This window comes from Mesorhizobium sp. B2-3-12, assembly GCF_006442205.1.
Classification (GTDB): Bacteria; Pseudomonadota; Alphaproteobacteria; order Rhizobiales; family Rhizobiaceae; genus Mesorhizobium.
Genome location: NZ_VFVR01000001.1, coordinates 103,676 through 128,733, shown reverse-complemented (window position 1 = coordinate 128,733; position 25,058 = coordinate 103,676). Strand labels below are relative to the sequence as shown.

At 62.1% G+C, this 25,058-nt stretch carries 22 protein-coding genes and 1 tRNA gene; 13 read left to right on the top strand and 10 right to left on the bottom strand.

Translation table 11 applies throughout. The annotated features are described in order from the left end of the window. Window positions 1-147 precede the first annotated feature (147 nt). The gene (locus FJ948_RS00715; protein ID WP_140701246.1) at window positions 148-2,037 is read left to right on the top strand and encodes a murein L,D-transpeptidase; all 1,890 of its coding nucleotides are present in this window, start codon (window positions 148-150) and stop codon (window positions 2,035-2,037) included. A 4-nt stretch (window positions 2,038-2,041) separates the two neighbouring features. Here FJ948_RS00715 and FJ948_RS00710 read toward each other — a convergent pair whose 3' ends face one another. The 4 genes from FJ948_RS00710 to FJ948_RS00690 form a co-directional block, all read right to left on the bottom strand. Continuing rightward, window positions 2,042-2,518, bottom strand: coding sequence for a hypothetical protein (locus FJ948_RS00710; RefSeq protein WP_140701244.1), 477 nt, complete (start codon window positions 2,516-2,518; stop codon window positions 2,042-2,044). Window positions 2,519-2,777: 259 nt separating this feature from the next. Beyond that, window positions 2,778-3,035 carry a PepSY domain-containing protein gene (locus FJ948_RS00705; protein ID WP_140701242.1) on the bottom strand — a complete coding sequence of 86 codons (258 nt, stop codon included), beginning with the start codon at window positions 3,033-3,035 and terminating at the stop codon, window positions 2,778-2,780. 661 nt (window positions 3,036-3,696) lie between these two features. Further along, a tRNA-Val gene (locus tag FJ948_RS00695) sits at window positions 3,697-3,771 on the bottom strand. 123 nt (window positions 3,772-3,894) lie between these two features. Further along, on the bottom strand, window positions 3,895-4,578 hold the full coding sequence (locus FJ948_RS00690; RefSeq protein WP_140701238.1) for a phosphoglycolate phosphatase: 684 nt from the start codon (window positions 4,576-4,578) through the stop codon (window positions 3,895-3,897). A gap of 164 nt (window positions 4,579-4,742) precedes the next feature. Here FJ948_RS00690 and rpiA point away from each other — a divergent pair, with 164 nt between their 5' ends. The 3 genes from rpiA to gor all read left to right on the top strand — a co-directional run bounded on the left by rpiA (window position 4,743) and on the right by gor (window position 7,583). Continuing rightward, the gene (rpiA, locus tag FJ948_RS00685) at window positions 4,743-5,474 is read left to right on the top strand and encodes a ribose-5-phosphate isomerase RpiA (RefSeq protein ID WP_140701236.1); all 732 of its coding nucleotides are present in this window, start codon (window positions 4,743-4,745) and stop codon (window positions 5,472-5,474) included. After that, window positions 5,461-6,075: a DUF2059 domain-containing protein gene (locus tag FJ948_RS00680; RefSeq protein ID WP_140701234.1), complete on the top strand. Its 615-nt coding sequence runs from the start codon at window positions 5,461-5,463 to the stop codon at window positions 6,073-6,075. Before rpiA ends, FJ948_RS00680 begins: the two co-directional genes overlap by 14 nt. A gap of 116 nt (window positions 6,076-6,191) precedes the next feature. Next, entirely contained in the window at window positions 6,192-7,583 is a 1,392-nt protein-coding gene (gor, locus tag FJ948_RS00675) for a glutathione-disulfide reductase (protein WP_140701232.1), read from the top strand. A gap of 49 nt (window positions 7,584-7,632) precedes the next feature. Here gor and mgtE read toward each other — a convergent pair whose 3' ends face one another. The 4 genes from mgtE to FJ948_RS00655 all read right to left on the bottom strand — a co-directional run bounded on the left by mgtE (window position 7,633) and on the right by FJ948_RS00655 (window position 14,170). Next, entirely contained in the window at window positions 7,633-8,997 is a 1,365-nt protein-coding gene (gene mgtE / locus FJ948_RS00670) for a magnesium transporter (RefSeq protein ID WP_140701230.1), read from the bottom strand. A gap of 272 nt (window positions 8,998-9,269) precedes the next feature. Then, window positions 9,270-11,162, bottom strand: a complete 1,893-nt coding sequence (locus FJ948_RS00665; RefSeq protein ID WP_181173528.1) for an ABC transporter ATP-binding protein/permease — start codon at window positions 11,160-11,162, stop codon at window positions 9,270-9,272. Between the two features lie 490 nt (window positions 11,163-11,652). Next, window positions 11,653-12,333: a DsbA family protein gene (locus FJ948_RS00660; protein ID WP_140701226.1), complete on the bottom strand. Its 681-nt coding sequence runs from the start codon at window positions 12,331-12,333 to the stop codon at window positions 11,653-11,655. 16 nt (window positions 12,334-12,349) lie between these two features. Continuing rightward, complete coding sequence (locus FJ948_RS00655) at window positions 12,350-14,170, bottom strand: extracellular solute-binding protein (RefSeq protein ID WP_140701224.1); 1,821 nt, start codon at window positions 14,168-14,170, stop codon at window positions 12,350-12,352. A 231-nt stretch (window positions 14,171-14,401) separates the two neighbouring features. Between FJ948_RS00655 and FJ948_RS00650 the strand changes: the two genes are divergently transcribed. Beyond that, window positions 14,402-15,031 (top strand): invasion associated locus B family protein, encoded by a 630-nt coding sequence (locus tag FJ948_RS00650; protein WP_015317881.1) that lies wholly within the window; start codon window positions 14,402-14,404, stop codon window positions 15,029-15,031. Between the two features lie 94 nt (window positions 15,032-15,125). On the opposite strand, the gene hspQ is transcribed toward FJ948_RS00650, so the two are convergent. Further along, entirely contained in the window at window positions 15,126-15,449 is a 324-nt protein-coding gene (hspQ, locus tag FJ948_RS00645) for a heat shock protein HspQ (protein ID WP_027142695.1), read from the bottom strand. 126 nt (window positions 15,450-15,575) lie between these two features. Between hspQ and FJ948_RS00640 the strand changes: the two genes are divergently transcribed. Then, window positions 15,576-16,538, top strand: coding sequence for an AEC family transporter (locus FJ948_RS00640; protein ID WP_140701222.1), 963 nt, complete (start codon window positions 15,576-15,578; stop codon window positions 16,536-16,538). On the opposite strand, the gene FJ948_RS00635 is transcribed toward FJ948_RS00640, so the two are convergent. Next, window positions 16,515-17,726 (bottom strand): UbiH/UbiF family hydroxylase, encoded by a 1,212-nt coding sequence (locus FJ948_RS00635; protein ID WP_140701220.1) that lies wholly within the window; start codon window positions 17,724-17,726, stop codon window positions 16,515-16,517. The genes FJ948_RS00640 and FJ948_RS00635 overlap by 24 nt on opposite strands. Before the next feature lie 112 nt (window positions 17,727-17,838). Between FJ948_RS00635 and FJ948_RS00630 the strand changes: the two genes are divergently transcribed. The 7 genes from FJ948_RS00630 to FJ948_RS00600 all read left to right on the top strand — a co-directional run bounded on the left by FJ948_RS00630 (window position 17,839) and on the right by FJ948_RS00600 (window position 25,016). Further along, complete coding sequence (locus tag FJ948_RS00630) at window positions 17,839-18,744, top strand: DUF2182 domain-containing protein (RefSeq protein ID WP_246677433.1); 906 nt, start codon at window positions 17,839-17,841, stop codon at window positions 18,742-18,744. Then, window positions 18,741-19,355 (top strand): DUF1326 domain-containing protein, encoded by a 615-nt coding sequence (locus FJ948_RS00625; protein ID WP_140701216.1) that lies wholly within the window; start codon window positions 18,741-18,743, stop codon window positions 19,353-19,355. The genes FJ948_RS00630 and FJ948_RS00625 overlap by 4 nt, the downstream gene beginning before the upstream one ends. Continuing rightward, entirely contained in the window at window positions 19,352-20,170 is an 819-nt protein-coding gene (gene pcsA / locus FJ948_RS00620) for a phosphatidylcholine synthase (protein WP_181173527.1), read from the top strand. Before FJ948_RS00625 ends, pcsA begins: the two co-directional genes overlap by 4 nt. Window positions 20,171-20,197: 27 nt before the next feature. Beyond that, a complete protein-coding gene (locus tag FJ948_RS00615) occupies window positions 20,198-21,175 on the top strand; it encodes a quinone oxidoreductase (protein ID WP_140701212.1) in 978 nt (325 codons plus the stop codon). Window positions 21,176-21,391: 216 nt separating this feature from the next. Continuing rightward, on the top strand, window positions 21,392-22,969 hold the full coding sequence (locus FJ948_RS00610) for an ABC transporter ATP-binding protein (RefSeq protein ID WP_181173526.1): 1,578 nt from the start codon (window positions 21,392-21,394) through the stop codon (window positions 22,967-22,969). Beyond that, window positions 22,966-24,096, top strand: a complete 1,131-nt coding sequence (locus tag FJ948_RS00605) for an ABC transporter permease (protein ID WP_140701208.1) — start codon at window positions 22,966-22,968, stop codon at window positions 24,094-24,096. The genes FJ948_RS00610 and FJ948_RS00605 overlap by 4 nt, the downstream gene beginning before the upstream one ends. Next, window positions 24,096-25,016 carry an ABC transporter permease gene (locus FJ948_RS00600; RefSeq protein WP_140701206.1) on the top strand — a complete coding sequence of 307 codons (921 nt, stop codon included), beginning with the start codon at window positions 24,096-24,098 and terminating at the stop codon, window positions 25,014-25,016. The genes FJ948_RS00605 and FJ948_RS00600 overlap by 1 nt, the downstream gene beginning before the upstream one ends. The last annotated feature ends 42 nt before the right edge of the window (window positions 25,017-25,058 follow it).

Sequence of the window (25,058 nt, the reverse complement as noted above, 5' to 3'; positions counted from 1 at the left end):
CCGTTCTGCAACAGGCCCGCCGAAATTTATGAAAGCTTAACGAAATCGGTATGAATCGGTATAGTCGCGCCTTACATCCGCCATGCGGTGAGCGGGACGGTCTAGCGTTGCGGAACGGGAACCGGTTGCGACCGGAGCGGGTGATCCATGAAATTCCTCGGTAAAAAAGCAACCGTGATGCCGCTGGTGGCGATTACGGCGACGCTGGCTTTCGGCATGCCTCAGGCAGGAGCTCAAGGGCTTTTCGACATGCTGTTCGGCGGCGGCATCAGGCATGAGCCGAAAGGCGAGTTTCCGCCTCCTCCGCCAAAGCACAAGCCGAAGGCGCCGGCCGGTGGCGGCGGCGGTGGCGGCGTGAAGATCAGCAGTCCGTCCTACTATACCTACAAGGCCGACAGACTGGTGCGGATCGACTTTTCCACGCTGGCGACCGCGCCGCAGCCGGCGACACCGCAAGACGCCGCTTTCGTTCCCTCGGCCACGGGGGCTGCCTTCCACGAAGCCATGGCCGGGCTCTCCGACTACGAACTCTATGCCGAGCCGGACATCGCCAAGGCGCTGATCGCCTACTATTCGGCCAACCCCGATTTCATCTGGGTCAGCGGAACCAGCCCCAACAGCCGCGCGCAGGATGCCGTGCGGGTGCTTGGCGAGGCTGCGAGCTACGGCCTCGCGCCTGCCGACTATACCGTCGATGTACCAGCCGGCAGTTCGGCCTCGACGGACGACGCAGCCAAGTTGAAGGAACTCGTCCGTTTCGAGATGGCGCTGTCGGCACGCGTGCTGCGTTACGCCCATGACGCCCAGAGCGGCCGTGTCGAGCCGAACCGCATGACCGGCTACTATGATTTCCCGACCAAGCCGCTCGACTTGGCCGGCGTGCTTAAAACGCTGGCGCATACGCAGGAAGTGCGCACCTATCTCGAATCGCGCCATCCGCAGAATGCGGAGTATCAGGCACTGCGCGTCGAACTGGAATCGCTGCAGGCGAGCGCCGAGAACGAGATCGTCGTCGATCCCAAGCTGCTTTTGAAGCCTGGCGAAACCAGCCCAGAACTGCCGAAACTCCTGTCGCTGATCGCGCGCAATCTCGATGACGAGATGGGCGGCACCTATGGCGAGGTCCTGTCGCGGCTGGCAACCAGCGAAGTCTACGTTCCCGAACTGGTTCCGCTCATCAAGGCGGTGCAGGTGAAAGAAGGCATGAAAGGAGACGGCGTCATCGGACCGCGCACCGTCGCCTCGCTGGCCGGGACATCGAAGGCCGACAGGCTGCTCAAGGTCGAAGTGGCGCTGGAGGAACTGCGTTGGCTGCCTTCCGATCTCGGCAGCCCGCGTGTTTTCATCAACCAGCCGGCCTTCACCGCAAGCTACATCGACGACGGCCAGGAGAAGCTGAAGACGCGCGCCGTCGTCGGTCGGGTCACCAACCAGACCGCTTTCTTCTACGACCAGATCAAGCAGGTCGATTTCCACCCTTACTGGGGCGTGCCGCAGTCGATCATCGTCAACGAAATGCTGCCCCGGTTGCGCAACGATCCCGGCTATCTCGATCGCGCCGGTTACGAGGTGACGGACTCGCGCGGCAAGCGTATCCCTTCGTCGGCGGTGAACTGGGGCGCCTATGGTGCTAACATTCCCTACAATGTGCGCCAGCAGCCGAGCGAGGCCAACGCGCTGGGTGAGCTGAAGATCCTGTTCCCCAACAAGCACGCGATCTACATGCACGACACGCCGCAGAAATCGTTTTTCAAACAGGATATGCGTGCGCTCAGCCATGGTTGCGTGCGCCTGCAGGATCCGCGCGGGATGGCGGCGGCGGTGCTCGGCACCTCTGTCGATTATATCGCCGAGAAGCTGAAACACGGGCACTCGACCGAGAATGTGACGCGCACGATTCCGGTCTACGTCGCCTACTTCACCGCCTGGCCCGACATGTCCGGCAAGGTCGAGTATTTCAGCGACGTCTACGATCGCGACTCACGGCTGAAGCAGGCCTTGGACGCGACCGAAGCGGTGCGCTCGCCGTCGAGCTGAGCGCTTAACGCTCCGATAGCGGGCGCCGGAAACCGGCGTCGCGCCCGGCGATCAGCCAATAGACAAGCCCGGCAACCAGACCGGCGGCGGCGATGATGCCGATGTCGGCCCAGCGCTCCAGATCCACGTCCTCCGCCGCGCTCGGCCAGATCAGGAAGAAGCCGCCGGCGGCGGCCGCGGCGCCGAAAAGCATGTGGAGCAAGGCGCTGCGCAAGGAGAAGAACTCGGCGATCAGTGCGAAAATCAGCGTCTGCGGCGCGGTCACTACAATCGTCAGGAAATAGATGAACATGCCGAGCGGCGGCACCACAAAGGCCGCGATCGGCGAGACGCCCATCAGGTCGAAATAGGCCGGCGCGTTGGGCAGCGCGCTCAACGCAGCATAGATCGCCACCACGGCGATCAGGCCAACCAGTATGGCGACGAGATAGCCGGCGAGCATCATCAGGACGCGCTTCAGTATGTGCTTCGCTGTCGACATGCCCACCCCCGTGAAGCCCAGTCATTCCACAATCAGCCATCAATGGCGAATTGACGCAAGGGGAGACGGAAGACGTCATGGCTGGTGAAAGCCGTCGTCAGGCGCCGCCGCACAGATGCTGCGAATCCGGCAAGCAGGATCAAGGCCGGCCCAAAGAGCCAGGTTCGAACACACCCCCGCACTTGCCCAAAGGCGCGATGCTTCTTCGCGGCAAGGAGCGCGAGGGAACGAAGCGTTGTGCCGGCGGTCCGCTTACGTCTTATTTAGGTTCGGCCGTGACGGGATCGTAGGTGATTTCGACCTTCGCCTTGTCCGCCGTGTAATAGGTGATGGTGTAGGCGCCATCTTCCCAATCGACTTCCTTGACATAGCGGAAGCCGTTGCGCTGCTCGACCTTGGCGAGGATTTCAGACAACTTCTTGGCGTTGGGGGGCGGCAGCGGTTTGTCATCGGCGGCAAAGGCCGAACCGACACCGCAAAGAAGCGCCATGCCGGCCACGAGAACCAATCTGGACATGATTTCCCTCATATTTGAACGAGAAGAAACGCCCGATGGCTGCGGTTTGTTCCGACGGAAGCAGATTACCTGACAGGTTGTGGTGGATGAAGTTCAAGCCTTCGCCGCCCATGCGGCTCCCGATATCCACGGCGGTTGAGGCGGTGACGCATTCCACGAAGCCTCCATCGCATGGACGCCGGGCGCCCGCTTGCGAATCCCGCCGCCTCGCCAGGGGGCGGCAAAAGAGGAAGCAGCCTATTTCTGAGGAGGTCGAACCTCCGCCTCCTCGGCCCGGACGTCGCCCGCCGGTGACGAGCGCCCTTTGGGGTCGTCATAGAGGTTGTTTACCGCTTCGTCCTGGTGAACCTTGGCACGCCGCGAAAGCCTCCGCTGGTTTACCAGAGCATAGATGATTATCGCAGCCAGAATGACAGGTCCGATGATTGTCAGGGCCCAAATGGCGTCAGGTCTAATCACAACAGTTCTCCTTCGCAGGCCAACACCACAGAGCTGAAAATGTTCCCCGCATCAATTGACGGGCGAAGCCGCCCAGGGACCGGGCTCGACCGGCGCCGATGCCACGCTCCTGCTTCAAGCGGAGAGGATGGCCAGTTACGCGCTTCTAGCCGAAACGGCGAAAGCTCTCGAAACCGGACAAGTCGTAAAATCAGAAGAAAAATGGTGGGCGATGCAGGGATTGAACCTGCGACCCCACCCGTGTGAAGGGTGTGCTCTCCCGCTGAGCTAATCGCCCGCTCGTTGCCCGAAGGCCAAGCGAGCCGCGATATAAGGGAGGCATACCGATTAAGTCAAGGCGATCCCTGGCGATCTTTGAGCGATTGGATCCGCTGATTTGAAGACTGTTCGGGCGCGGTCGTTATTGGGCCGAGGCAGCGATCAGTCTGTCCGCGAGTTCCACCGTCAGCGAATCGAAATGCGAGATCACGACCGAGGGTTCGAACTCGCGCACGTGCCGGTCGGTGTAGCCGAAATCGACAGCCACGACAGGAATGCCGGCGGCCTTCGCCGTGTCGATGTCGGTCTGCGAATCACCGACCATCACGGCGCGATGCGGATCGCCGCCAGCGAGTTTGATGGTTTCGATCAGATGGCGCGGATCGGGTTTGCGGAACGCGAACGTGTCCTGTCCGGCAATTGCCGCGAAATGCCTGGTCAGGCCGAGCGCCTCGATCAGCGCCAGCGAATTGGCTTCGTATTTGTTGGTGCAGACAGCCAGGAGATAGCCGGCCTTCTCGAAGCGGGCGATCGCCTCGATCACGCCGGGGTAGGGGCGCGACTTGCCAGGAATGTTGAGGGTGTAGTGATCGAGGAACAGTTTCAGCAGCCGGTCGTGCTCCGCGACGTCGAGGGATCGTTGCTGGGCGTTGTGCGCCCGTTCGATCATGACGCGGCCGCCATGGCCGACGAAGCGCTTGAAACCGGCCTCGTCGACGGCCGCGAGTTCGCTGGCGGCAAGGCTGTGGTTGAGACTGTCGAGCAGGTCCGGCGCCGTGTCGATCAGCGTTCCATCGAGGTCGAACACGATGATCGGTCGGGTCATTGTCTGTTCCTATGCGGATTTTGCTGTTCGGACGCGATAGCGGCTGTGGGCCGTCTAGGCAAGCATTGGTGGACGGATGGTCAAGGCCCCGTGCTCAAGGGCTTTGACCCGCCCGGCAAAAATGCTAGGAGCCCAAACACCAGTTTCCCGGGGCAGCAAGCGGCATGGATGCAAGGCAATTGAAGGTCGAGGCCGCGCGCGCGGCCCTTGCCCATGTCACCGACGGCATGCGCCTCGGCATCGGCACCGGCACAACGGCGGAAGAGTTCGTGCGGCTGCTCGCCGACAAGGTCGCCAGCGGCATGAGGGTCATCGGCGTGCCGACCTCGGAACGCACCGCGGCGCTGTGCCGCGAACTCGGCGTGCCGTTGTCGACGCTGGAGGAAACGCCCGAACTCGATCTGACCGTCGACGGCGCCGACGAGGTCGACCCGGAGCTGACATTGATCAAGGGCGGCGGCGGTGCGCTGCTGCGCGAAAAGATCGTGGCCGCGGCTTCGCAGCGCATGATCGTCATCGCGGATCGATCGAAGATGGTCGAGACACTCGGCCGGTTTCCCCTCCCCATAGAAGTCAACCAGTTCGGCCTGCGCGCGACCGAGATCGCCGTGGCCGTGGCGGCTGAAAACCTCGGCCTTTCCGGCCCGGTGACATTGAGGATGACGGGAGGCCAGCCTTTTGTTACAGACGGCGGCCATTTTATCCTCGATGCATCTTTTGGCCGCATTCCGGATACAAGAGCGCTTTCGAATGCTCTCCATGCCATTCCTGGCGTGGTCGAGCATGGTCTTTTCATCGGGCTGGCGTCAGTGGCCATCATCGCCGGCGGCGACGGCATCCAGGCCGTCCATGCCGCCCGAAAACCAGGGAGTTCTACCGATCATGATGTTGCATAACCGGGTTCGCAGCCTTTGCGCCGTTCTGGCGGCTTCAGCCGTCCTTGCTTTCTCTTCGCCGGCGTTTTCGCAGGACGTCACGGAATCGCACCTGAAGGCGGCCCGGGCGGCGGTCACGGCGATCCATGCGACCGACCCGTTCGACAACATTTTGCCGCAAGCTGCGGCCGCGCTGGAATCGCAGCTCATCCAGAAGAACCCTGATATGCAGGAGCTGATCGGCAAGACGATCAACGAGAAGGCGTTGGCTATGGCCTCGCGCCGCGCGGATCTCGAGAAGGAAGCGGCTCTTGCCTATGCGAAAGTGTTTTCCGAAAAGGAACTCACCGACATCGCGACCTTCTACAGCTCCGAGTCCGGCAAGAAGCTGCTCGACAGCGGCCCGGCCGTGACGCGCGACCTCGTCAAGGCGGCCGACATCTGGCAAAACGGCGTGGCGCGCGATCTCGCCCAGCAAGTTGGCGAGACGCTGGCGGCGGCGGCGAAAGCAAAGGCGCCAGCCGCACCCGCGGATGGTGCGGCTCCGGCGGATGGCGCAGCACCCGCCGACGGGTCTGCTCCGGCGGATGGTTCGGCCCCCGCGGACGGCACGCAGAACTGATCCTGATCTGCCAATGGTCTTGCGGCCATCCATGAAGCCCGGCTTGTCCGGGCTTTTCTTTTGATGGTTTGCGGCCTACCTGTCACTCACATTTTCAGACGTTCAAGGAGCCGTTCATGGCCGGTTACGACTACGATCTCTTCGTCATCGGCGGCGGCTCCGGCGGGGTGAGGGCGGCGCGGGTCGCGGCAACGCTTGGCAAGCGCGTCGGCATCGCCGAAGAATCCCGCTTCGGTGGCACCTGCGTCATCAGGGGTTGCGTGCCGAAGAAACTCTACGTCTACGCCTCGCAGTTTCCCGAGCATTTCGCTGACGCCGCCGGCTATGGCTGGACAGTGCCGGAAGCCAGTTTCGACTGGCAGACACTGGTCGCCAACAAGGACCGCGAGATCAGCCGGCTGGAAGCGATCTACAAGAAGAATGTCGAGGGCTCGGGCGGCGAGACCTTTCATTCGCGAGCGATGATCGTCGACCCGCACGTGGTGCATCTCCTGGGCGAGGACCGCACCCTCACCGCCGATCAGATCCTGATCGCCACGGGCGGCCGCCCGGCGGCGCATCCGGCACTGCCCGGCCACGAACACTGCATCTTTTCCAATGAGGCCTTCGACCTCAAGGAACTGCCAAAGGCGATCATGATCGAAGGCGGCGGCTATATCGCGGTCGAGTTCGCCAACATCTTCCATGGCCTCGGCGTCGACACCACGCTGGTCTATCGCGGCAAGGAGATTCTCAGCCGCTTCGACATGGACCTGCGGCGCACGCTGCATGAGACGATGGAGAAGAAGGGGATCAAGATCCTTTGCCATGCCGTCTCAGAATCGGTCAGCAAGCGGCCGGACGGACGGCTCGACGTGCGGATCACCGGGGATCAGGTGCTGACGGTAGACCAGGCGATGCTCGCCATCGGCCGCATTCCCAACACCGAGAATATGGGCCTGGAAGGCATAGGCATCGAAATGGTCACCGCGACCGGCGCGATCAAGGTCGACCGGTATTCCCGCACCAACATCGACAACATCTGGGCGATCGGCGATGTCACCAACCGGGTGCAGCTGACGCCGGTGGCGATTCACGAAGCCATGTGCTTCGTTGAAACGGTATTCAAGAACAATCCGACCGCGCCCGACCATGATACGATCGCGACCGCCGTTTTCTCGCAACCGGAAATCGGCACGGTGGGCCTGTCGGAGGACGACGCCGTCAAACGCTTCGCCGATATCGAAATCTACCGCGCCAGCTTCCGGCCGATGCGGCACACGCTGTCGGGCCGTGACGAAAAGATGCTGATAAAGCTGGTCGTCGACGGCGCTTCGCGCAAGGTTCTCGGCGCGCACATATTGGGTCCGGATGCCGGCGAAATGGCGCAGTTGCTCGGTATTCCGCTGAAGGCGGGTCTGACCAAGGATGATTTCGATCGCACGATGGCCGTGCACCCGACCGCGGCCGAGGAACTGGTTACCATGTACAAGCCGACCTATCGGGTGAAGGACGGCGAGCGCATCTGATGTCGCCTGCCGCCGCCAGCCATGGCCGGCGGCGGCAGTCGAACTGTCGTTACAGTAGTGTTCCGCGCAGGATGACCAGCGCCACCGAGAAATAGATCACCAGCCCGGTGACATCGACAAGCGTGGCCACGAACGGCGCCGATGCGCTGGCCGGATCGAAACCGATCCGTTTCAGGGCGAAAGGCAGCATCGACCCCGATAGCGAGCCGAAGGTGACGATGCCGACCAGCGCGGCACCAACCGTCGCGGCAATCAGCGGCCAGTGCGGGCCATAGTTATAGAAGCCCATATACTGCCAGAGCGCGATGCGGCAGACGCCGACCACGCCGAGCATGGCGCCGAGCACGAGACCGGTCGGCAGTTCACGCAAGGCCACCCGCCACCAGTCGCGAAGCCCGATCTCGCGCAACGCCAGCGCGCGGATGACCAGCGACGTCGCCTGTGAGCCTGAATTGCCGCCGGAGCTCATGATCAGCGGGATGAACAGCGTCAGCACGATCGCTTTCTCCAGCTCGCCCTCATAGCTTTGCATCGCATTGGCCGTCAGCATTTCGCTGATGAACAGCGCGCAGAGCCAGCCGCCACGCTTCTTGATCATGGCGAGGAAGCTCATCTTCATATATGGCTCGTCAAGGGCCTCCATGCCGCCGAAGCGATGCACGTCTTCCGTCGTCTCCTCGATCATCGTGTCGATGATGTCGTCGATGGTGACGATGCCGAGGATCTTGCCGTGGTCGACGACCGGGACGGCGAGCAGATCGTATTTGGAGATCGTCTGCGCCAGGGTCTCGCGATCGGTCAGCGGGGTGACCGTCACAGGCACGTGGTCGGGCGCCACCGACAAGATCGGGTCGTCCGGCTCCCCGGTGATGAGCCGGCGCAAGCCGGTCGACCGCACCAGGAGGTGTGTTCGCGGATCGACGATGTAGATCGCATAGACGGTCTCACGCGTGCGCTCGACCTTGCGGATGTAGTCGAGCGTACGCCCGACGGTCCAGTCCGAGGGAACGCTCACGAACTCGGTCGTCATGATCGAGGCGGCGCTGCCTTCGGGATAGCCCAGAATGGAAAGCAGCGTCGCGCGCAGCGGCGGGGCCAATGCGCCGAGCAGCTCGGAGCGTGCCGGCTCGTCGAGCTCGCGCAGAATGTCGGCCGCGCGGTCAACGGACATGGCGGTGATGAGCTTGCTCGCCTTGGCGCGGGGCAGGGCCTCAGCCAGTTCGGATGCGCCTTCCAGTTCCGGCTGGTCGAAAATCTCGACCAGCCGCTCGAAAGGTACGGCGCAAAGCAGCTCCGTCGCGGTTTCACGCGATTCATGATTGAGGGCCTCGACAACGTCGGCGACGTGGTCGTTGGCAAGGATGCGGGCGATGGCGACGGCCTCGTCGTCCGCCACGGGGAAAAATTCGTTCATGGTTCACTCCTTGCCGTCCGGCAGGACATGAACCAGTCAGGTCACGTCTAGGCGGACGGCGGTTGCGTTCGACTGTGACTGTCGCCAGGCATGGCGCGGTGACCTTTCTGCTTGCGAGTTCGCTTTTTGAATGGCTGCAAGCCGGCGCAACATAGGAGCGCGCCTTGCCGAGTCAATCGCTGTGAGGACGGAAAACAGTGCCGAACGAACCTGATCGCGAGACTGTGATCAGCGTCCGCCGCTTGACGCGGCATGTCCCGGTGCCATCAGCGTTATTTCTGCTTCAGCCGGCGTGAGAAACGCGTCCATTTGTCCTCGATCGGCCTGGGCTGAGCCAGAATCGTGGTGAGTTCGAGGGGCAGGGTCGGGGTAAGCGGCTTCTTGGTGGCGACGCCGTCGGCGATCAGAACCATCGAGTGGTAGAACTCGGTCCCGGCAGCCGATCTCGGCGCCACGGCTTCGTGCATGACGCTGATAACGGTGACATCGGGGCAATTGTCCTTGATGGCCTGATGGAAGGCAATCTTGCCGTCAGGGTCGAGAGCGCCGGTCGCCTCGTCGAGGAACAGCAACCCCGGTTGCTGCAGGATGATACGAGCCACCACCAGCTTCTGCTTCTGGCCACCCGACAGGACCTGATCCCAGCTCTTGCCCTCGCGGCTTTCATTGGCCATGTGTTCGATGAAATCGCCGAGGCCGGCCTTGTGCAGCGCGGCCGCGACCTGGGCATCGCCATGGTCGCCTTCGGAGCCTGGCAGGCAAACCAGCTGCTTCAGAGATACCTGCGGCAGCTTGACCTCCTGGGCGGCATAAAAACTCTTGACGCCCTCGGGGAAGACGATGGTGCCGCGGCCATAGGGCCACAAGCCGTTGATCGCCTTGATCAGCGAGGTCTTGCCGCAACCTGATTCGCCTTTCAGGAAGGTCCATTCACCGCGCCGGAAGCGCAGATTGGCCGAACTGAGGAATGGCGTCGCATCCTCGCCCTGATGCGCCAGCTCCAGCTTCTGGATGGTCAGGCCGAACACCGGATTCTGACTGGCGTATTGGAAATCGGAGCGGCCGCTCTGGCTGTAGAACTCCTGCGGGTGCTGGACGTTCTCGATCGCGTTGGCGAGCTCCGTCACACGCTGGCTGTTGGCGCGCAGCGTGGCGATGGCGGGCATCACATGGATGAACCAAGAACACTGGCTGATGAGCTGGGCGACCATTTCGGAGCCGGTGATGTAGCCTTTATAGTCCAGGCGGCTGTGGATGAACGGCACCAAGCCTGGAGCATAGGCGACAATACGGGCGCCGACGAAATTGTAGATCAGCTCGAACGACATGTAGCTGGTGTTGACCACATTCAGCCGCCCCCAGGTGCGATCGATGTCGACATAGAGCCGGTCGTGCATCCTCTTCTGCACGCCCTCGCCATGCGAGGCGGCGACATGGAAGCTGCGGCGCAGGAACGTCGTCAGTTCGCTGCGATAGCTTCCCTCGGCCTTCTGCATGCGAATATTGAGACGTTCCAGCAGGCTGCCGAGCTTGACGGCGATCCAGGTGTTGAGGGGAACGTAGATGGCAACCGCGAGAAGGGCGAGAACAGCGCTGCCATAGCTGCCAAGGAACTCTAGACCTTTGACCTCGACCGACGACTGCAGCAGGTTCTGGCCGATAAAGTAGAGCGATGTCGCGAGACCCAGCACGCCCATGGCGAGCCCGATCGCGCCGCCGGTCATGTCCTTGATCGATTCCTGGATGCGCTGGTCAACATTGTCGGGCGCAACGATGCCGCCGTCCACGGAACCATGCTGGGCGTGAAAATGTGTATGGTTGCCGTCGAGCAAGGCCTGGTTGAATTGGTCGTTCAGCCAACCACGCCATTTGCGGTGCAAGGTTGCCGAGACAAGATTGCGTATACCGGTAAAGCCGGCGTCCTTGAGCAGGACCAGCAGCACCAATATGCCGGCGTTGGTCAGGATTGTCTCAAGCGGGCGAGTGTTGGCGGCGTCGTGCAGGAAGGCGATGGAATTCACCAATTCGCCCGAAGCCATGGCGAACCACACGCTTGCCTTGCTGGACAGCGCGGTGAGCAGCGCGATCACCAGCGTCAGCGTCCAGGCTTCCTTCCAGCGGTCCGAAACCCAGTAGGCTCGCATGAGCCCCCAGAAATTGCGCATCGAGGATACCGGTGTCAGGTGCGACTGCCCCGCGGCGTCGCGGTGTAGTCCATCCGGTACTGACGCTTGCGATCGTCTGCCGATCCGAATCACGATCCCGCCCAAACCTTTTTTGTTTTGTTACGGATGGTAACACCAATTGATCATTTTCCATTAATTTTTAAAGCGGGCAGACGGGATTGCGTCCGCAGCCGTTGCCCTGAGGCAACATATCGAGGATTGAATCGCCAACCGAACGACTGGCAACAGTTAGAAAATATATAGATATTCAGCTATTTACGCATAGATAACGTAGCTGCGGAATATCTTCCCTAAGGGAAGCTCCGCACACGGTTTTGTGAATCAAAAATCCTGTTGGCGGGACAAATTTTTCGTCGGGAACCGACCAGAATTCCCGAACAACGCCTTCCTTGATGTCCGATTCATGGCGGCCGGGAGCCCGGTTGCTCACGCGACGCCAGCTCATGCTATCGCTGCGAGATGGCTGGCCTCAGCCGGCCGTTTCCAACTCGCCACGCGCCTTGGCTGCCGCGACCTGACGGATCGCGTCGGCCAGCGTGTCGACGTCCTGTGCACCCATCACGGCATATTTGCCTTCAAGCAAAAAGCACGGCACGCCCGTGATGCCCATGCGCGAAGCGGTGGCGATTTCCGTGCCAACCGCCTCGACGTCGGCGTCGCTCGGCAGGAGCGTGGCGACAACCGAGGCGTCCATGCCGGCCTCGCGGGCGGCTTCGACCAGCACGGTGTGGTCGCCGATATTGGCGCCTTCCTCGAAATTCAACTGGAACAGGCGGCGCACCAGCCGGTTCTGAACATCCTCGCCGGTGGCACCGGCCCAGCGGATCAGACGATGCGCGTCGAGCGTGTTCGGCGCCACCTTTATGGCATCGAAGGCGAAGGAGATGCCCTCGGCCTCGCCAAGCGGTTCGATGCGGGCATGAATTTCGCGAATGCGCTCGTCGCTGCCGAACTTAGCCAGCATGTATTCGCGGCGGTCCTTGCCTTGCCGCGGAATGGTCGGATCAAGCTGGAACGGCCGCCAGCGTATATGCACCTCGACATCCGCGGCCGCGGCGACCGCCTTGTCCAGCCGCTTCTGACCGATGAAGCACCAGGGGCAGACGACGTCGGACACCACATCGACGGTAATGGCGTTCGATTCGCTCATATCGATCTCTGATCCTTCAATTGGTCTTGCGCCACCAGGTAGGCAGTTGGTACCCGAATATGGGCGTCTTCTTCGGATGTTCCAAGTAGCTCCAGTAGGCGATCCATTGCTGTGTGTTGTACTGGGTCGGCACCATGTAGTTGCCGGAGATCAACAGGCGGTCGAGGACCCTGACGGCAGCGACGTAGTCTTCCTTCGAACGAGCGCGCAACATCGCCTCGATAGCCGCATCAACCGCCGGATCCGCGACCCCGGCGAGATTGAAGGAACCTTCGGCCTTGGCCGCCTCGGATCCCCAGCGTCCGAGCTGTTCGAAGCCCGGCGACAGCGAGTTGTTGAAGCCACTCGATCCGATCAGAGCCTCGAAATCGAAGCGCTGCTTGCGGGACTGGATCTGGTCGCCGTCAAGGCTGCGAATGGTAACATCGATGCCGATCTTCTCCAGTGTTCGCTGATAGATGCCGGCGAGGCGCTCCTCATCCTGAGAGGCGACCAGAATCTCGAAACCGAAGGGTTGCCCGTTCGGATCGAGCATCGTCCCGTCCTTGACGTGATAGCCGATGCTTTTCAGCAGATCGAAGGCAGCTTTCAACACCCTGCGATCCTGCCCCGAACCATCGGTGACAGGCGGGCGGTATGTACCGTCCATGACATCGGCCGGTACGCGGCCGGGGTAAGGGGCCAGAAGTGCTTTTTCCCTGTCGTCGGCCGGGTGGCCAAGCGCGGAGAGCTCGGAATTCTGCCAATAACTCATCGCGCGCGCGTATTTGCCGCCGAACAGATTCTTGTTGGCCCACTCGAAGTCGTAGAGCATGCCGAGTGCACGCCGCACCGTCGGGTTGGAGAACTTCTGCAACCTCGTATTGAACAGGAAACCGGTCACGACGGGCGGAATGCCGGTGTCGAAGGTCTCGGCGATCACCTCACCCCTGTGGAAGGCCGGGAAATCGAGATCGCGCTCACGCTTGACCGGATCGCTGTCGTCATCGATCGCGCAGAGGCCTTTCTTGAAGGCCTCGAGCTTGGCGTTGGCGTTGAGAAAATACTCGATGGTGATCTGGTCATAATTGTCGAAGCCGCGCTTGGCTGGAACATCCTTGCCCCAATAATCGGGATTGCGCTTGAACACGATGCGTTGACCGGGTGCCACCTGGGCAATTGTATAAGGTCCGCTGCCGATCAGCGGCTTCAGCGTTGTCTTGTCGAAAGTCTCCTTGTTGAAGGCATGTTTCGGCAGGATCGGCGTCAGCGCGATGATCAGGGGCGTTTCACGATTGGCCTTGTCGTTGAAGGTGAAGCGCACGCTGTGATCGCCGGTCTTTTCAAGCTTGGAGATCAGGCTCATGCGTGCGCTGTAGGGCGGGCGCCCCTTGTCGGTATAGACATCGTAGGTGAACAGCACGTCCTCCGGCGTCACCGGCTCGCCGTCGGACCATTTCGCATTGGGATTGAGGTGGAATTCGATCGACTTGCGCTCAGGATCCATATCGGCGCTGTCGGCGAGCAGGCCATAGAGACTGAAGGCCTCGTCGTAATTGCGCTGCATCAGCGGCTCGAAAACGAGGTTGCCGTAGGTCAGATCCATCATGCCGCGCGCGGTGGTGCGCAGGCTCTTCAGGATGAACGGATTGAGATTGTCGAAGCTGCCGACCACGCAATAGGTGATGTTGCCGCCTTTCGGCGCATCGGGATTGACGTAGTCGAAGTGGGTATAGTCGGGTGGCAGTGCCGGCTCGCCCTGCATGGCGATAGCGTGCTTGGGTTCCGACATGGCTGGCCGCGGCGAAAGGGTGAAAAGCGATAGTGCGGCGATCAGCCAAACAAGAACGCGGCCCATGACCGTCTCCTTCACAGGTCGGCTTGATGATTCGGTGCGCACCCTAGCATGAGCCAACCGCGCGCCCGCCAATGTCGTTGCCAAGAATCGCAGATACCGGGCTGGATTCGATCCAGCTTGCAGTGTAACACGCCGTCCGAAGTCATTCTGTTGCCTCATTTCGGCAACAGGTAGCTGGACCACAGGGCACGAAGAAGCCGGTCCCGGGATCATTGAGAGGAAGTGCACGACATGACGAGCCTGAACAGCAATGCGTACCGCCTGTCGGTCATGGCCGCGGGCGTGGTCGGCTTCCTCGGCGCGGGCCTCCCTTCGGCTTCCGCCCAGCAGCAGCCGCAGATTCCACAGGGCTGGTTCAAGGCCTGCACCAAGCAGGAAGACGTCGACATCTGCAACGTCCAGAACATCGTCACCGCTGGCAACGGCCAGCTCGTCACTGGCGTCAGCCTGATCGAGCTCAAGGGCAAGGTGAACCGCAAAGTGTTCCAGGTGACCGTCCCGACCGGCCGCCTCGTGCCTCCCGGCATCGGACTGCAGATCGACACCGGCAAAGCCCAGAAGCTCGACTATGTCATCTGCTTCCCGGATCGTTGCGTGGCGGAAGTGCCGCTGACCGACCAGCTCGTCGCCTCGTTCAAGAAGGGCCAGGGCATCACGCTGACCTCGATCAACTTCCAGAACCAGGCCAACCCGATCAAGATCGCGCTACAGGGCTTTAGCGGCGCCTATGACGGCCCGCCGCTGCAGCAGTCGGATATCGAGGACCGGCAGAAGAAGCTGCAGGACTTCGTCGCCAAGAACAACCAGGACTTCGCCAAGAAGCTCAAGGACGAGCAGGACAAGGCGAAGACCGCCAACTGATCGTCCGTCACTCACCGGGTCATTTCAAGCCAAGAAAAAGCGGGGTCCTTTGCCCCGCTTTTTTCGTTCCCGGAATGCCGCATGTCTCGGGCGGTCAGTGCCTGGATTGCCGTTTCGGCGCGTAGCGCCCATCCGGCTTCTTGTCGAACATCTCCTTGATCTGCGGGTGGCGGACCGGCTCCCCCGACTGATCCTCGAGCAGATTCTGCTCGGACACATAGGCGATGTATTCGGTCTCCGAATTCTCGGCGAGCAGATGATAGAACGGCTGGTCCTTGCGCGGCCGCACGTCGGCTGGAATGGCCTCGTACCATTCGTCGGTGTTGGCGAATTGCGGATCGACGTCGAAAATGATGCCTCGGAATGGAAACAACCGGTGGCGAACCACCTGTCCGATCGCGAATTTGGCCGTTTTCATCGTACTCACCACTGAATTCCTTGGCTTTATCTGGCGCAGACTCCGAGTCAATTCAATCCCGGCACGCTTGACGCGCCTTTAAGCTACGGGCTAGCCCCGTATGAAGGTTTCTAGCCAAGCGTTCAAATGTCTGACGTCGTCGGTCTTGTTCTTCCGTTCTTCGGCCTGATTTTCGTGGGTTTCCTGGTTGCGCGCATCACCAGGCAGCCGCTGGAAGCGCTCGGCTGGATGAACACCTTCATCGTTTATGTCGCGCTGCCGGCGCTGTTCTTCCAACTGCTTGCCAAGACGCCGTTCGAAAAGTTGACGGAGTGGCGTTTCATTTTCGGCTCGGTCGTTTCGACCTATCTGATATTCTCGTTGATGTTCGTGGGATCCGTCCTGCTGTCGCGCGGCGAGATCGCGCAGTCGACCATCAAGGCGCTGGCGGCGGCCTATGGCAACATCGGCTATATGGGTCCCGGGTTGGCGCTGCTGGCATTCGGCGAAGAGGCGGCCGTGCCGGTCGCCCTGATATTCTGCTTCGAAAACATCATGCATTTTGCCATCGCGCCGATGATGATGGCGCTGTCGGGCGCCGAAAAGACGGCGCCGTCCCGGCTTGTGCTGGGCGTCTCGCGCAAGATTGTGCTGCATCCGTTCATCATCGCGACCGCGCTCGGCGTCGGCGCCGCTTATATCGGCTTCAGACCGCCCGTGGCGGCGGATCGGTTCCTGGAATATCTTTCCCGGGCCGCGGCACCTTGCGCGCTGTTCGCCATGGGCGTCACGCTTGCGCTCAGGCCCCTCAACCGGGTGCCGCATGAGGTGGGTGCGATCGCGGTGCTGAAACTGATCCTGCATCCGCTGCTGTGCTATGTAATGTTGAGTTGGATCGGCAATTTCTCCGGAGCCTGGGTGTTTTCGGCGGTGCTTCTGGCGGCGTTGCCGACCGCAACCAATGTCTTCGTCATTGCCCAGCAATATGGCGTCTGGGTGCAGCGCGCCTCCGCGAGCATATTGATCACGACCTGCCTCTCGGTGGCGACGGTGACAGGGCTGCTTTATCTGATCCGCCACGGCGTCCTAGCGCCGGACCTGTTTCCCTAGACCGCCGCCAAGTGCGGCAAAGCCGCTGCCGGGACGAAGTCCTTCCCGCATGAAGAAGGCGCGTAGCGGCGCAAAGCCGCCAAGCACGCCGAGGCCAGCGCCGCGTGCCATCTGCGCCGGCAGCATGTCGGAAAGAAGCGACATGTTGAGCAGATTGACGGCGGTGCTGCGCGCCAGAATATCTGGCCGGCGTTTGAAATCGTAGGCTGCAAGCGCTTTCGTGGCGCCGGGATCTTCGCGATTCTCGGCTGCGATTCCAACCAGATCGTCGATGTCCCTGATGCCAAGGTTGAGACCTTGCGCGCCGATCGGCGGGAAGACATGGGCCGCCTCGCCAACAAGCGCCACCCGTTCGCGCGCGAACCGAAGGGGGGTGGCGGTCGAAAGCGGATAGATTTGGCGGCCTGGCTCGACCGAGACCCGACCGAGCATCGATTGCATTTGATTCTCGACCCGAAGCGAAAGCGTTGCATCGTCCAATGCGGCGAGTTCATTGGCGGTCTCGGGCTTCACCACCCAGACGAGACTCGAGCGATTTCCGGGCAGCGGAACCTGCGTGAACGGGCCGGTCTCGGTGTGGAACTCCGTCGAGATGAAGGCATGGTCGCGGCTATGATGGAAATTGAGCACCAGCGCTGCCTGTGGGTAGGAGCGCGAGGCGGTCGAAATGCCCGCCGCCTCGCGGGCCGGCGACTGGCGTCCATCGGCGGCGACCGCGAGCGATGCGCTGACCTCGCTGCCGTCGGCGAGGTCGGCATGGGCGCTATCGGCGCCGAGATGCCAGGCCTTCACCATCGATCTGCGCCATTCGATCCCGGAATGCGCGGCCACCTTGCCGGCAAGCGCCGGGCCAAGGACGCTGTTGGGCAGGTTCAGGCCAAACTGGTCCTCGTCGATCTCGCTGGCGCGGAAGGTGACGACGGAGCTGCGGATCAACCGGTTGGTCGCATCGACGATGCGCATCATTTTCAAGGGGGCGGCCCTGGGCTTGATGTCTTCGAGGACATCAAGCCGCTCAAGCACTTTGAGGGCAGGGTTCATGAGCGCCGTCGTGCGGCCATCGGGGGCCAAAGCATCGGGGCCGACAAGCGCCACCGGGAACCCGGCGCCGGCGAACGCGAGCGCGGCGATCAGTCCCGCCGGCCCAGTGCCGGCGATCAGTATCCGCGCTGTTTTCTGATGCTCCAAGATCGGCTTCCGGCTTGCGATGCGAGGCGGCCCATCAGACCTGCCAGTCGTTGAGCATATAGGTCAGATCATGCGGCTTGATCAACGCGGCGATTCGGCCCATTCGAGTGTCATGACCGGCCAACAGGACGACTTCAGCCATCTCGACCGCGCCGGCCGCGCCACGGCTGATATTGCCCGCAACCCGCGCCTGACGGTCAATGTCGTCGTTGGTGCAGGCATAGCACTGGCCTGGCTGCTGCTTGCCGCGATGGCGATTCGGGGCGCCGAGGCCTGGGGCGGGGCGCCCGGCGATACTCTGCTGCGCGGCCTGCCGCAACTGCCGTTGCCGGCCGTTCTCGAACGGTTCTTCGCACTCTGCCTTTCACCAGCGCCGCTGGGTGGAAGCATCGGTCCGCGCGCCCTGGCGCTCACCCTGATGTGGTTTTTGATGGCGATCGCCGCGATGCTGCCGTCCGCCGCGCCAATGATCCGCACCTATTGCGAGATCGCCGATACGGCGCGGATCAAGGGGGAGCCAGTCGTCCATCCGCTTGTGCTGGTTGCCGGCTACCTCAGCGTCTGGTTCGCCGCCTCGATGCTGTTTGCGGCACTGACACTTGCCGTGCACGCATTGGCCGGTTCCGGAGGGATGTTCGATCCGGTGCTTGGCGTTGCCGGTGCGCTCGCCTTGCTGCTTGCCGGCCTCTACCAGTTCAGCGGCCTCAAGGAGGCCTGCCTGACGAAGTGCCGGAATCCGTTCTCGATCCTGTTTTCGAATTGGAGCGCACGACCCACCCGTGTCTTCCGGCTCGGCCTTGCGCAAGGTATCTGGTGCCTGGGATGCTGCTGGGCGTTGATGCTGGTGATGTTCGCCGTGGGCGTCATGAACATCTTCTGGATGGCGCTGATCGGCGTGTTCACCCTGATTGAAAAACAGACGACGGGCAGTCTTCCAACCCGACTGGCTGGTGCGATACTGCTTGTCTGGGCAGCCGCGCTGCTAGTAGTCTCGCTGCGACTGGGGGGAATTCGATGACTGATCCGGGCTGGGCAATGAAAGGGGAGCTCGTACTCTCCTGCAATTGCACGGTTTTCTGCCCTTGCGTGCTGTCGCTCGGCAGTCACCCTCCGACCGAGGGCTATTGCCAGACCTGGGCGGGTTTTCGTATCGACGCCGGTCATTTCGGTGAGGTCGACCTGTCCGGTCTCAATCTTGGGCTGATCATGGAAATCCCCGGTTACATGAGCCGCGGCAACTGGACCGCGGGCCTGTTCATCGACAGCAGAGCCTCGATCTACGCGGTCAAGGCATTGACCAAGATCTTCACCGGCAAGGCCGGCGGGACCACATCGCTGCTGTCGATTCTGGTCGGCAAATTCCTGGGTGTAGAACAGGTGCCGATCACCTACGAGACGCGGGACAAGACGCGTATTTTCCAGATACCGAAGATCATCGACGGCGCGGTCACGCCAATCGCGGGCAAGGACCGCGAGAAGGATACGGTAATCACCAATTCCGAATATTGGATCGCGCCGGAGATCATCGTGGCCCGGTCCGACAAGAGCAAGATGCGCGCCTTTGGCCGCAACTGGAATTTCGCCGGCCGCTCGGCCGAGATATGCAAGCTGGATTGGCGGGGCCCGTGAGCAAGAACACAAAGGCCCGCAAGATCGCCGGGAAGATCACCGAACGGATTCCACGGCCGAAGAAGAAGGTCACCTGGCCGCAGGCGCGCGCGTTTTCGGTGCATCTGCTGACCGCCTCCGGTTCGTTCCTGGCTTTCCTGTCGCTGGTGGCGGCGAGCGAGGAGCGCTGGACCGCGATGTTCTGGTGGCTCGGCCTGGCGCTGTTCGTCGATGGTATCGACGGGCCGATCGCCCGAAAGCTGGAGGTCAAGGAGATCCTGCCGACATGGTCGGGCGAACTCCTCGACAACATTATCGACTATGTGACCTACGTGCTGATCCCGGCCTTCGCGCTCTATCAACGCGGCTTCATGGGCGAGGGCCTGTCGTTCCTGTCGGCGGCGATCATCGTCGTCTCCAGCGCGATCTACTATGCCGACACCGGCATGAAGACGAAGGAGAATTTCTTCAAGGGATTCCCCGTGGTCTGGAACATGGTGGTGTTCACGCTGTTCGTCATCGAACCGGGACAATGGGTTTCGTTCGCGGTCGTGGTGGTGGCCGGCGTTCTGACGTTTATCCCGATAAACTTCATCCATCCGGTGCGGGTGGTGCGGCTGCGGCCGCTCAATCTCGGCATGACGCTATTGTGGTGCGCCTTCGGCGCGCTCGCGCTCGCGCAGGCGGCGCTCGCCGCCTTCTACGACCAGATCGGCGTGCTGGGCGAGCAGGTCGGCACTTTCACCAAGATCGGCATCACCATCACCGGGCTCTATTTGGCCTGCATTGGCGGCATCATGCAGTTCTTTCCAAACCTCGGTGCCAAAAAGGCCTGATCAGCCTCTCTTCAAGGAATCCTCTCCATGTCCAAAGCCATCCGCATCCACGCCAATGGCGGCCCCGAAGTCCTGACCTACGAGGACGCCGATCCCGGCCAACCGGGTTCCGGGCAGATCCTGATCAGGCATACCGCGATCGGTCTCAATTTCATCGATGTCTATCATCGCTCGGGCCTCTATCCGCCGCCCGGCGGATTTCCGCTCATTCCCGGCAGTGAAGCCGCCGGCGTGGTGCTGGAAGTCGGTCAGGGCGTCGACTGGCTGAAGCCGGGCGACCGGATTGCCTATGCGGTGACGACGGGCGCCTATGCGCAAGAGCGCGTCATCGATGCCAGCAAGGTCGTCAAGGTGCCGGACGGCATCAGCGACGAACAGGCCGCCGCCATGATGCTGAAGGGCATGACGGCGGAATATCTGCTGCGCCGGACCTTCAAGGTGAAGGCAGGCGACACCATCCTGTTTCATGCCGCGGCCGGTGGCGTCGGGCTCATCCTGGGCCAATGGGCGAAGCATCTGGGAGCAACCGTCATCGGCACCGCCAGTTCGACTGACAAGATCGAGCTCGCCAAAGCCCACGGCTTCGACCACGTCATCAACTACAAGGAGCAGGATTTCGTCGCCGGCGTCGCCGCCATCACCGGCGGCAGCAAATGTGACGTCGTCTACGATTCGGTGGGTAACGACACATTTCCAGCCTCGCTCGACTGCCTGAAGCCGCTCGGCATGTTCGTCAGCTTCGGCCAATCCTCCGGCCCGATTCCGCCATTCTCGATGTCGCTGCTGGCGCAGAAGGGCTCGCTGTTCGCCACCAGGCCGACGCTGTTCGTCTACAATGCGAAACGCGAGGATCTCGATGCGTCCGCCGCGGCGCTGTTCGAAGTCGTGCTCAGCGGTGCCGTCGAGATCAAGATCAATCAGCGCTATGCCCTGAAGGACGCCGGCAAAGCGCACGCGGATCTCGAGGGACGTAGAACGACAGGCACGACCATCCTGGTTCCCTGACGGAAGTCTGCCTTGGGTTTCAGCGCACTGCCGCAACCGCGGGCATGGTTGCACAGGAAAAGTGGCGTGCCACGCCCTTGTGCGAAGAGGACTAATCTTTGCCCTTGAGTTTCCGCTGAAATTCTTGAAGCTCTTTCAAGTTGGGTGCTGCTTTCGCATGAGAGCCGGCCGCGCATACGATGCTTGCGGGAACACAGAACATGTCCGGCAATCCGGATGGGAGGCACTGTGAGTGCAAATCATGATGGGGCGAACCTGCTCGAGGTTCGTGGCCTGACCAAGATATTCGGCACGCTGACAGCGTGCGATCATGTCGACCTCAACATAGCCAAAGGCGAAATCCACGCTTTGCTAGGCGAGAACGGCGCCGGCAAATCGACGCTGGTCAAGATGCTATTCGGCTCGCTGGAGGCCAATTCCGGCGAGATCTTCTGGAACGGCCAGGCGGTGCGGATCACCAGCCCCGGCGTCGCCAAGAAGCTCGGCATCGGCATGGTGTTCCAGCATTTTTCGCTGTTCGAGGCGCTGACGGCCGCCGAGAACATCGCGCTTTCCTTGGACGACGGTTCCCCGATCAGCAGCATCGCGGCAAAGGCGAGGGCGCTTTCCTACAGCTACGGCCTGCCGCTCGATCCGGAATCGCTGGTCGGCGACCTGTCGGTCGGCGAGCGCCAGCGCATCGAGATCATTCGCTGCCTGTTGCAGACGCCGCAACTCATCATCCTGGACGAGCCGACATCGGTGCTGACGCCGCAGGAGGCCGACAAGCTGTTCGAGACGCTGGAGCGGCTGCGCGCGGAAGGCAAATCGATCCTCTACATTTCGCACCGGCTCGAAGAGGTCAAACGCATCTGCGACCGCGCCACCGTGCTGCGGCACGGCAAGGTGGTCGGTCACTGCAACCCGCGCGAGGAGACCGCCGGTTCGCTCGCCCGCATGATGGTCGGCAGCGAGGTGCAGGCCGTGGTGCGGGCGCCGGTCGAGGGGATCGAGACCGCGCGGCCGCTGCTCGAAATCCGAGGCCTCGATCGCAAGCCGGCAACGCCGTTTTCCATTCCGCTCAAGAACATCAGCCTCAATGTCCGCGCCGGCGAGGTGATCGGCATTGCCGGTGTCGCCGGCAATGGCCAGGGCGAGTTCTTCGAATCCGTCTCGGGCGAGGTTTTGCAGCAGGATGGCGCCTCGGTGCGCATTCGCGGCAAGGACGCCGGCGGCCTCACCATCACCGGGCGGCGCCTGCTGGGAGCCGCTTTCGTCCCGGAAGAGCGTCTCGGCCATGGTGCCGCGCCACGCATGAAACTCTCCGAAAACCTGCTGCTGTCGCGCCATGCCACGGACGGCAAGGCTTTTGTCGGCACCGGCGGCATGGTCAAGAGCGGCGCCGTCTACGCCGCCTCGCAACGCATCATCGAGGCGATGGATGTGCGCAAGAGCGCACCGGATCCCGAAGCGGCAGCACTTTCAGGCGGCAATCTGCAGAAGTTCATCGTCGGCCGTGAGCTCGACCGCCGGCCAAGCGTCATGGTGGTGAACCAGCCGACATGGGGCGTCGATGCTGGCGCCGCCGCCCACATCCGCCAGGCGCTGATCGAACTGTCGCGCAGCGGATCGGCGGTGCTGGTGATCAGCCAGGACCTGGACGAGTTGTTCGAGATATCCGACGCGATCGCGGTCATGCACAATGGCGAATTGTCCAGGCCGATGCCGATCGCCGAAGCGACTTTCGAGAAGGTCGGCTTGCTGATGGGCGGCGCCGAGCCCGGCCACGCCGAACATACGCTGGAGACGGCATGATGCGCCTCGAACTCGTCAAACGCCCGCAGCGCTCGGCGCTGTTTTCGATGCTGTCGCCCTTCATCGCCTTCGCGCTGACCATCATCGCCGGCGCGATTCTGTTCGCGCTGCTCGGCGTCAATCCGCTCAATGCCTTCAAGATCTATTTCATCGAGCCTATCAGCCAGGTCTGGCAGTTGCATGAGCTGGCCATCAAGGCAGCACCGCTGATCCTGATCGCCGTCGGCCTGTCGGTCTGCTACAAGGCCAACATCTGGAACATCGGCGCCGAGGGCCAGTTCATTTTCGGCGCCATTTTCGGCTCGGCCATTCCGGTGCTGTTCCCACAGTTCGAAGGGCCGCTGGTGCTGCCGCTGATGCTTCTGCTCGGCATGGTCGGCGGCGCGGCCTATGCGGCCATCCCGGCCTTGCTCAAGACGCGGTTCAATACCAACGAGATCCTGACCAGCCTGATGCTGGTCTATGTCGCCCAGCTCTTCCTCGACTGGCTGGTACGCGGCCCCTGGCGCGATCCGCAGGGACACGGCTTTCCGCAGACGATCCAGTTCGGTGACTCGGCCGTGCTGCCGGAACTGATGCCCGATGCCGGGCGCGCCAATTGGGGTTTTGTGTTCGCCCTGGTTGCCGCGGTGCTGATCTGGATCCTGATGGGCCGCATGCTCAAGGGTTTTGAGGTCCGCGTGCTGGGCTCCAGCCCAAGGGCAGGGCGCTTCGCCGGCTTCGGCCTCAACCGCATGGTGTTCTTCGCCTTCCTGCTGTCGGGAGCGCTGGCCGGTCTTGCCGGCATCTCGGAAGTCTCCGGCGCCATCGGCCAGCTTCAGCCGGTGATCTCGCCCGGCTACGGCTTCACCGCCATCATCGTGGCCTTCCTCGGCCGTCTCAATCCGCTCGGCATCATCGGCGCCGGCCTGGTGCTGGCGCTGACCTATCTCGGCGGCGAGGCCGTGCAGAGCGCGCTCGGCATTTCCGACAAGGTGGCAAGGGTGTTCCAGGGGATGCTGCTGTTCTTCGTGCTCGGCTGCGACACGCTCATTCATTACCGCATCCGGTTGATCGGCCTGGCCCTGACGAAACAGGAACCCGCCGCGAAGCTCGAGGCCGCGCCCAAGCTGAAGGAAGCCCGCTGATGGACATTACCGTCAACATCCTCCTGACCATCGCCACGGCGGCGACACCGCTGTTGATCGCGGCGATCGGCGAACTGGTGGTCGAGCGGTCCGGCGTGCTCAATCTGGGCGTCGAAGGCATGATGATCATGGGTGCGGTCGGCGGCTTCGGAGCCGGCCATCTGACCGGCTCGCCCTGGATCGGCCTTCTGGCGGCAATCGCCATGGGAGCGCTGTTCTCGCTGTTGTTTGCCGTCATGACCCTGTCCCTGGCCACCAACCAGGTGGCGACCGGCCTGTCGCTGACGCTGCTCGGCCTCGGCCTCTCCGGCATGATCGGGACGAGCTTCGTCGGCCAGCCTGGTGTCAGATTGCCCAACCTCGACATTCCTGTGCTGACCGACATTCCGGTAATCGGCAAGCTGCTGTTCGGCCAGGATCCAATCTTCTACATCTCGATCGCGCTGACATCAGCCGTGATGTGGTTCCTGTTCAAGACGCGTACCGGGCTGACCCTGCGCTCGATCGGCGACAGCCACACATCGGCGCACGCGCTCGGCATCAAGGTCATCCGCTACCGCTACCTCGCTGTGATCTTCGGCGGCGCCTGCGCTGGTCTGGCCGGCGGCCACCTTTCGCTGGTCTACACGCCGCAATGGGTCGAGAACATGTCCGCCGGACGTGGCTGGATCGCGCTGGCGCTTGTGGTGTTCGCGTCGTGGCGGCCATGGCGGGTGCTGGCTGGCGCCTACATCTTCGGCGCGGTGTGGATCGGCCAGCTCCATGCACAGGCTTTTGGCATTCCGGTGCCCTCGCAGATGCTTTCTTCTCTGCCCTATCTGGCAACGGTCGTGGTTCTCGTTCTAATCTCGCGCAACAAGCGTCTGACGATGATGAACACGCCGGCATCCCTGGGGCAGCCATTCGTTCCGGATCGTTGACAACAAGAACAAGACGGGAAGCTCCAAGGCTTAACTCAGAGA

Bases quoted from the DNA above. Each gene is read 5' to 3' on its own strand.
- FJ948_RS00715 (WP_140701246.1), top strand. From the start codon at position 148: ATGAAATTCCTCGGTAAAAAAGCAACCGTGATGCCGCTGGTGGCGATT.
- FJ948_RS00710 (WP_140701244.1), bottom strand. From the start codon at position 2,518: ATGTCGACAGCGAAGCACATACTGAAGCGCGTCCTGATGATGCTCGCC.
- FJ948_RS00705 (WP_140701242.1), bottom strand. From the start codon at position 3,035: ATGTCCAGATTGGTTCTCGTGGCCGGCATGGCGCTTCTTTGCGGTGTC.
- FJ948_RS00690 (WP_140701238.1), bottom strand. From the start codon at position 4,578: ATGACCCGACCGATCATCGTGTTCGACCTCGATGGAACGCTGATCGAC.
- rpiA (WP_140701236.1), top strand. From the start codon at position 4,743: ATGGATGCAAGGCAATTGAAGGTCGAGGCCGCGCGCGCGGCCCTTGCC.
- FJ948_RS00680 (WP_140701234.1), top strand. From the start codon at position 5,461: ATGATGTTGCATAACCGGGTTCGCAGCCTTTGCGCCGTTCTGGCGGCT.
- gor (WP_140701232.1), top strand. From the start codon at position 6,192: ATGGCCGGTTACGACTACGATCTCTTCGTCATCGGCGGCGGCTCCGGC.
- mgtE (WP_140701230.1), bottom strand. From the start codon at position 8,997: ATGAACGAATTTTTCCCCGTGGCGGACGACGAGGCCGTCGCCATCGCC.
- FJ948_RS00665 (WP_181173528.1), bottom strand. From the start codon at position 11,162: ATGCGCAATTTCTGGGGGCTCATGCGAGCCTACTGGGTTTCGGACCGC.
- FJ948_RS00660 (WP_140701226.1), bottom strand. From the start codon at position 12,333: ATGAGCGAATCGAACGCCATTACCGTCGATGTGGTGTCCGACGTCGTC.
- FJ948_RS00655 (WP_140701224.1), bottom strand. From the start codon at position 14,170: ATGGGCCGCGTTCTTGTTTGGCTGATCGCCGCACTATCGCTTTTCACC.
- FJ948_RS00650 (WP_015317881.1), top strand. From the start codon at position 14,402: ATGACGAGCCTGAACAGCAATGCGTACCGCCTGTCGGTCATGGCCGCG.
- hspQ (WP_027142695.1), bottom strand. From the start codon at position 15,449: ATGAAAACGGCCAAATTCGCGATCGGACAGGTGGTTCGCCACCGGTTG.
- FJ948_RS00640 (WP_140701222.1), top strand. From the start codon at position 15,576: ATGTCTGACGTCGTCGGTCTTGTTCTTCCGTTCTTCGGCCTGATTTTC.
- FJ948_RS00630 (WP_246677433.1), top strand. From the start codon at position 17,839: ATGACCGGCCAACAGGACGACTTCAGCCATCTCGACCGCGCCGGCCGC.
- FJ948_RS00625 (WP_140701216.1), top strand. From the start codon at position 18,741: ATGACTGATCCGGGCTGGGCAATGAAAGGGGAGCTCGTACTCTCCTGC.
- FJ948_RS00615 (WP_140701212.1), top strand. From the start codon at position 20,198: ATGTCCAAAGCCATCCGCATCCACGCCAATGGCGGCCCCGAAGTCCTG.
- FJ948_RS00610 (WP_181173526.1), top strand. From the start codon at position 21,392: ATGGGAGGCACTGTGAGTGCAAATCATGATGGGGCGAACCTGCTCGAG.
- FJ948_RS00605 (WP_140701208.1), top strand. From the start codon at position 22,966: ATGATGCGCCTCGAACTCGTCAAACGCCCGCAGCGCTCGGCGCTGTTT.
- FJ948_RS00600 (WP_140701206.1), top strand. From the start codon at position 24,096: ATGGACATTACCGTCAACATCCTCCTGACCATCGCCACGGCGGCGACA.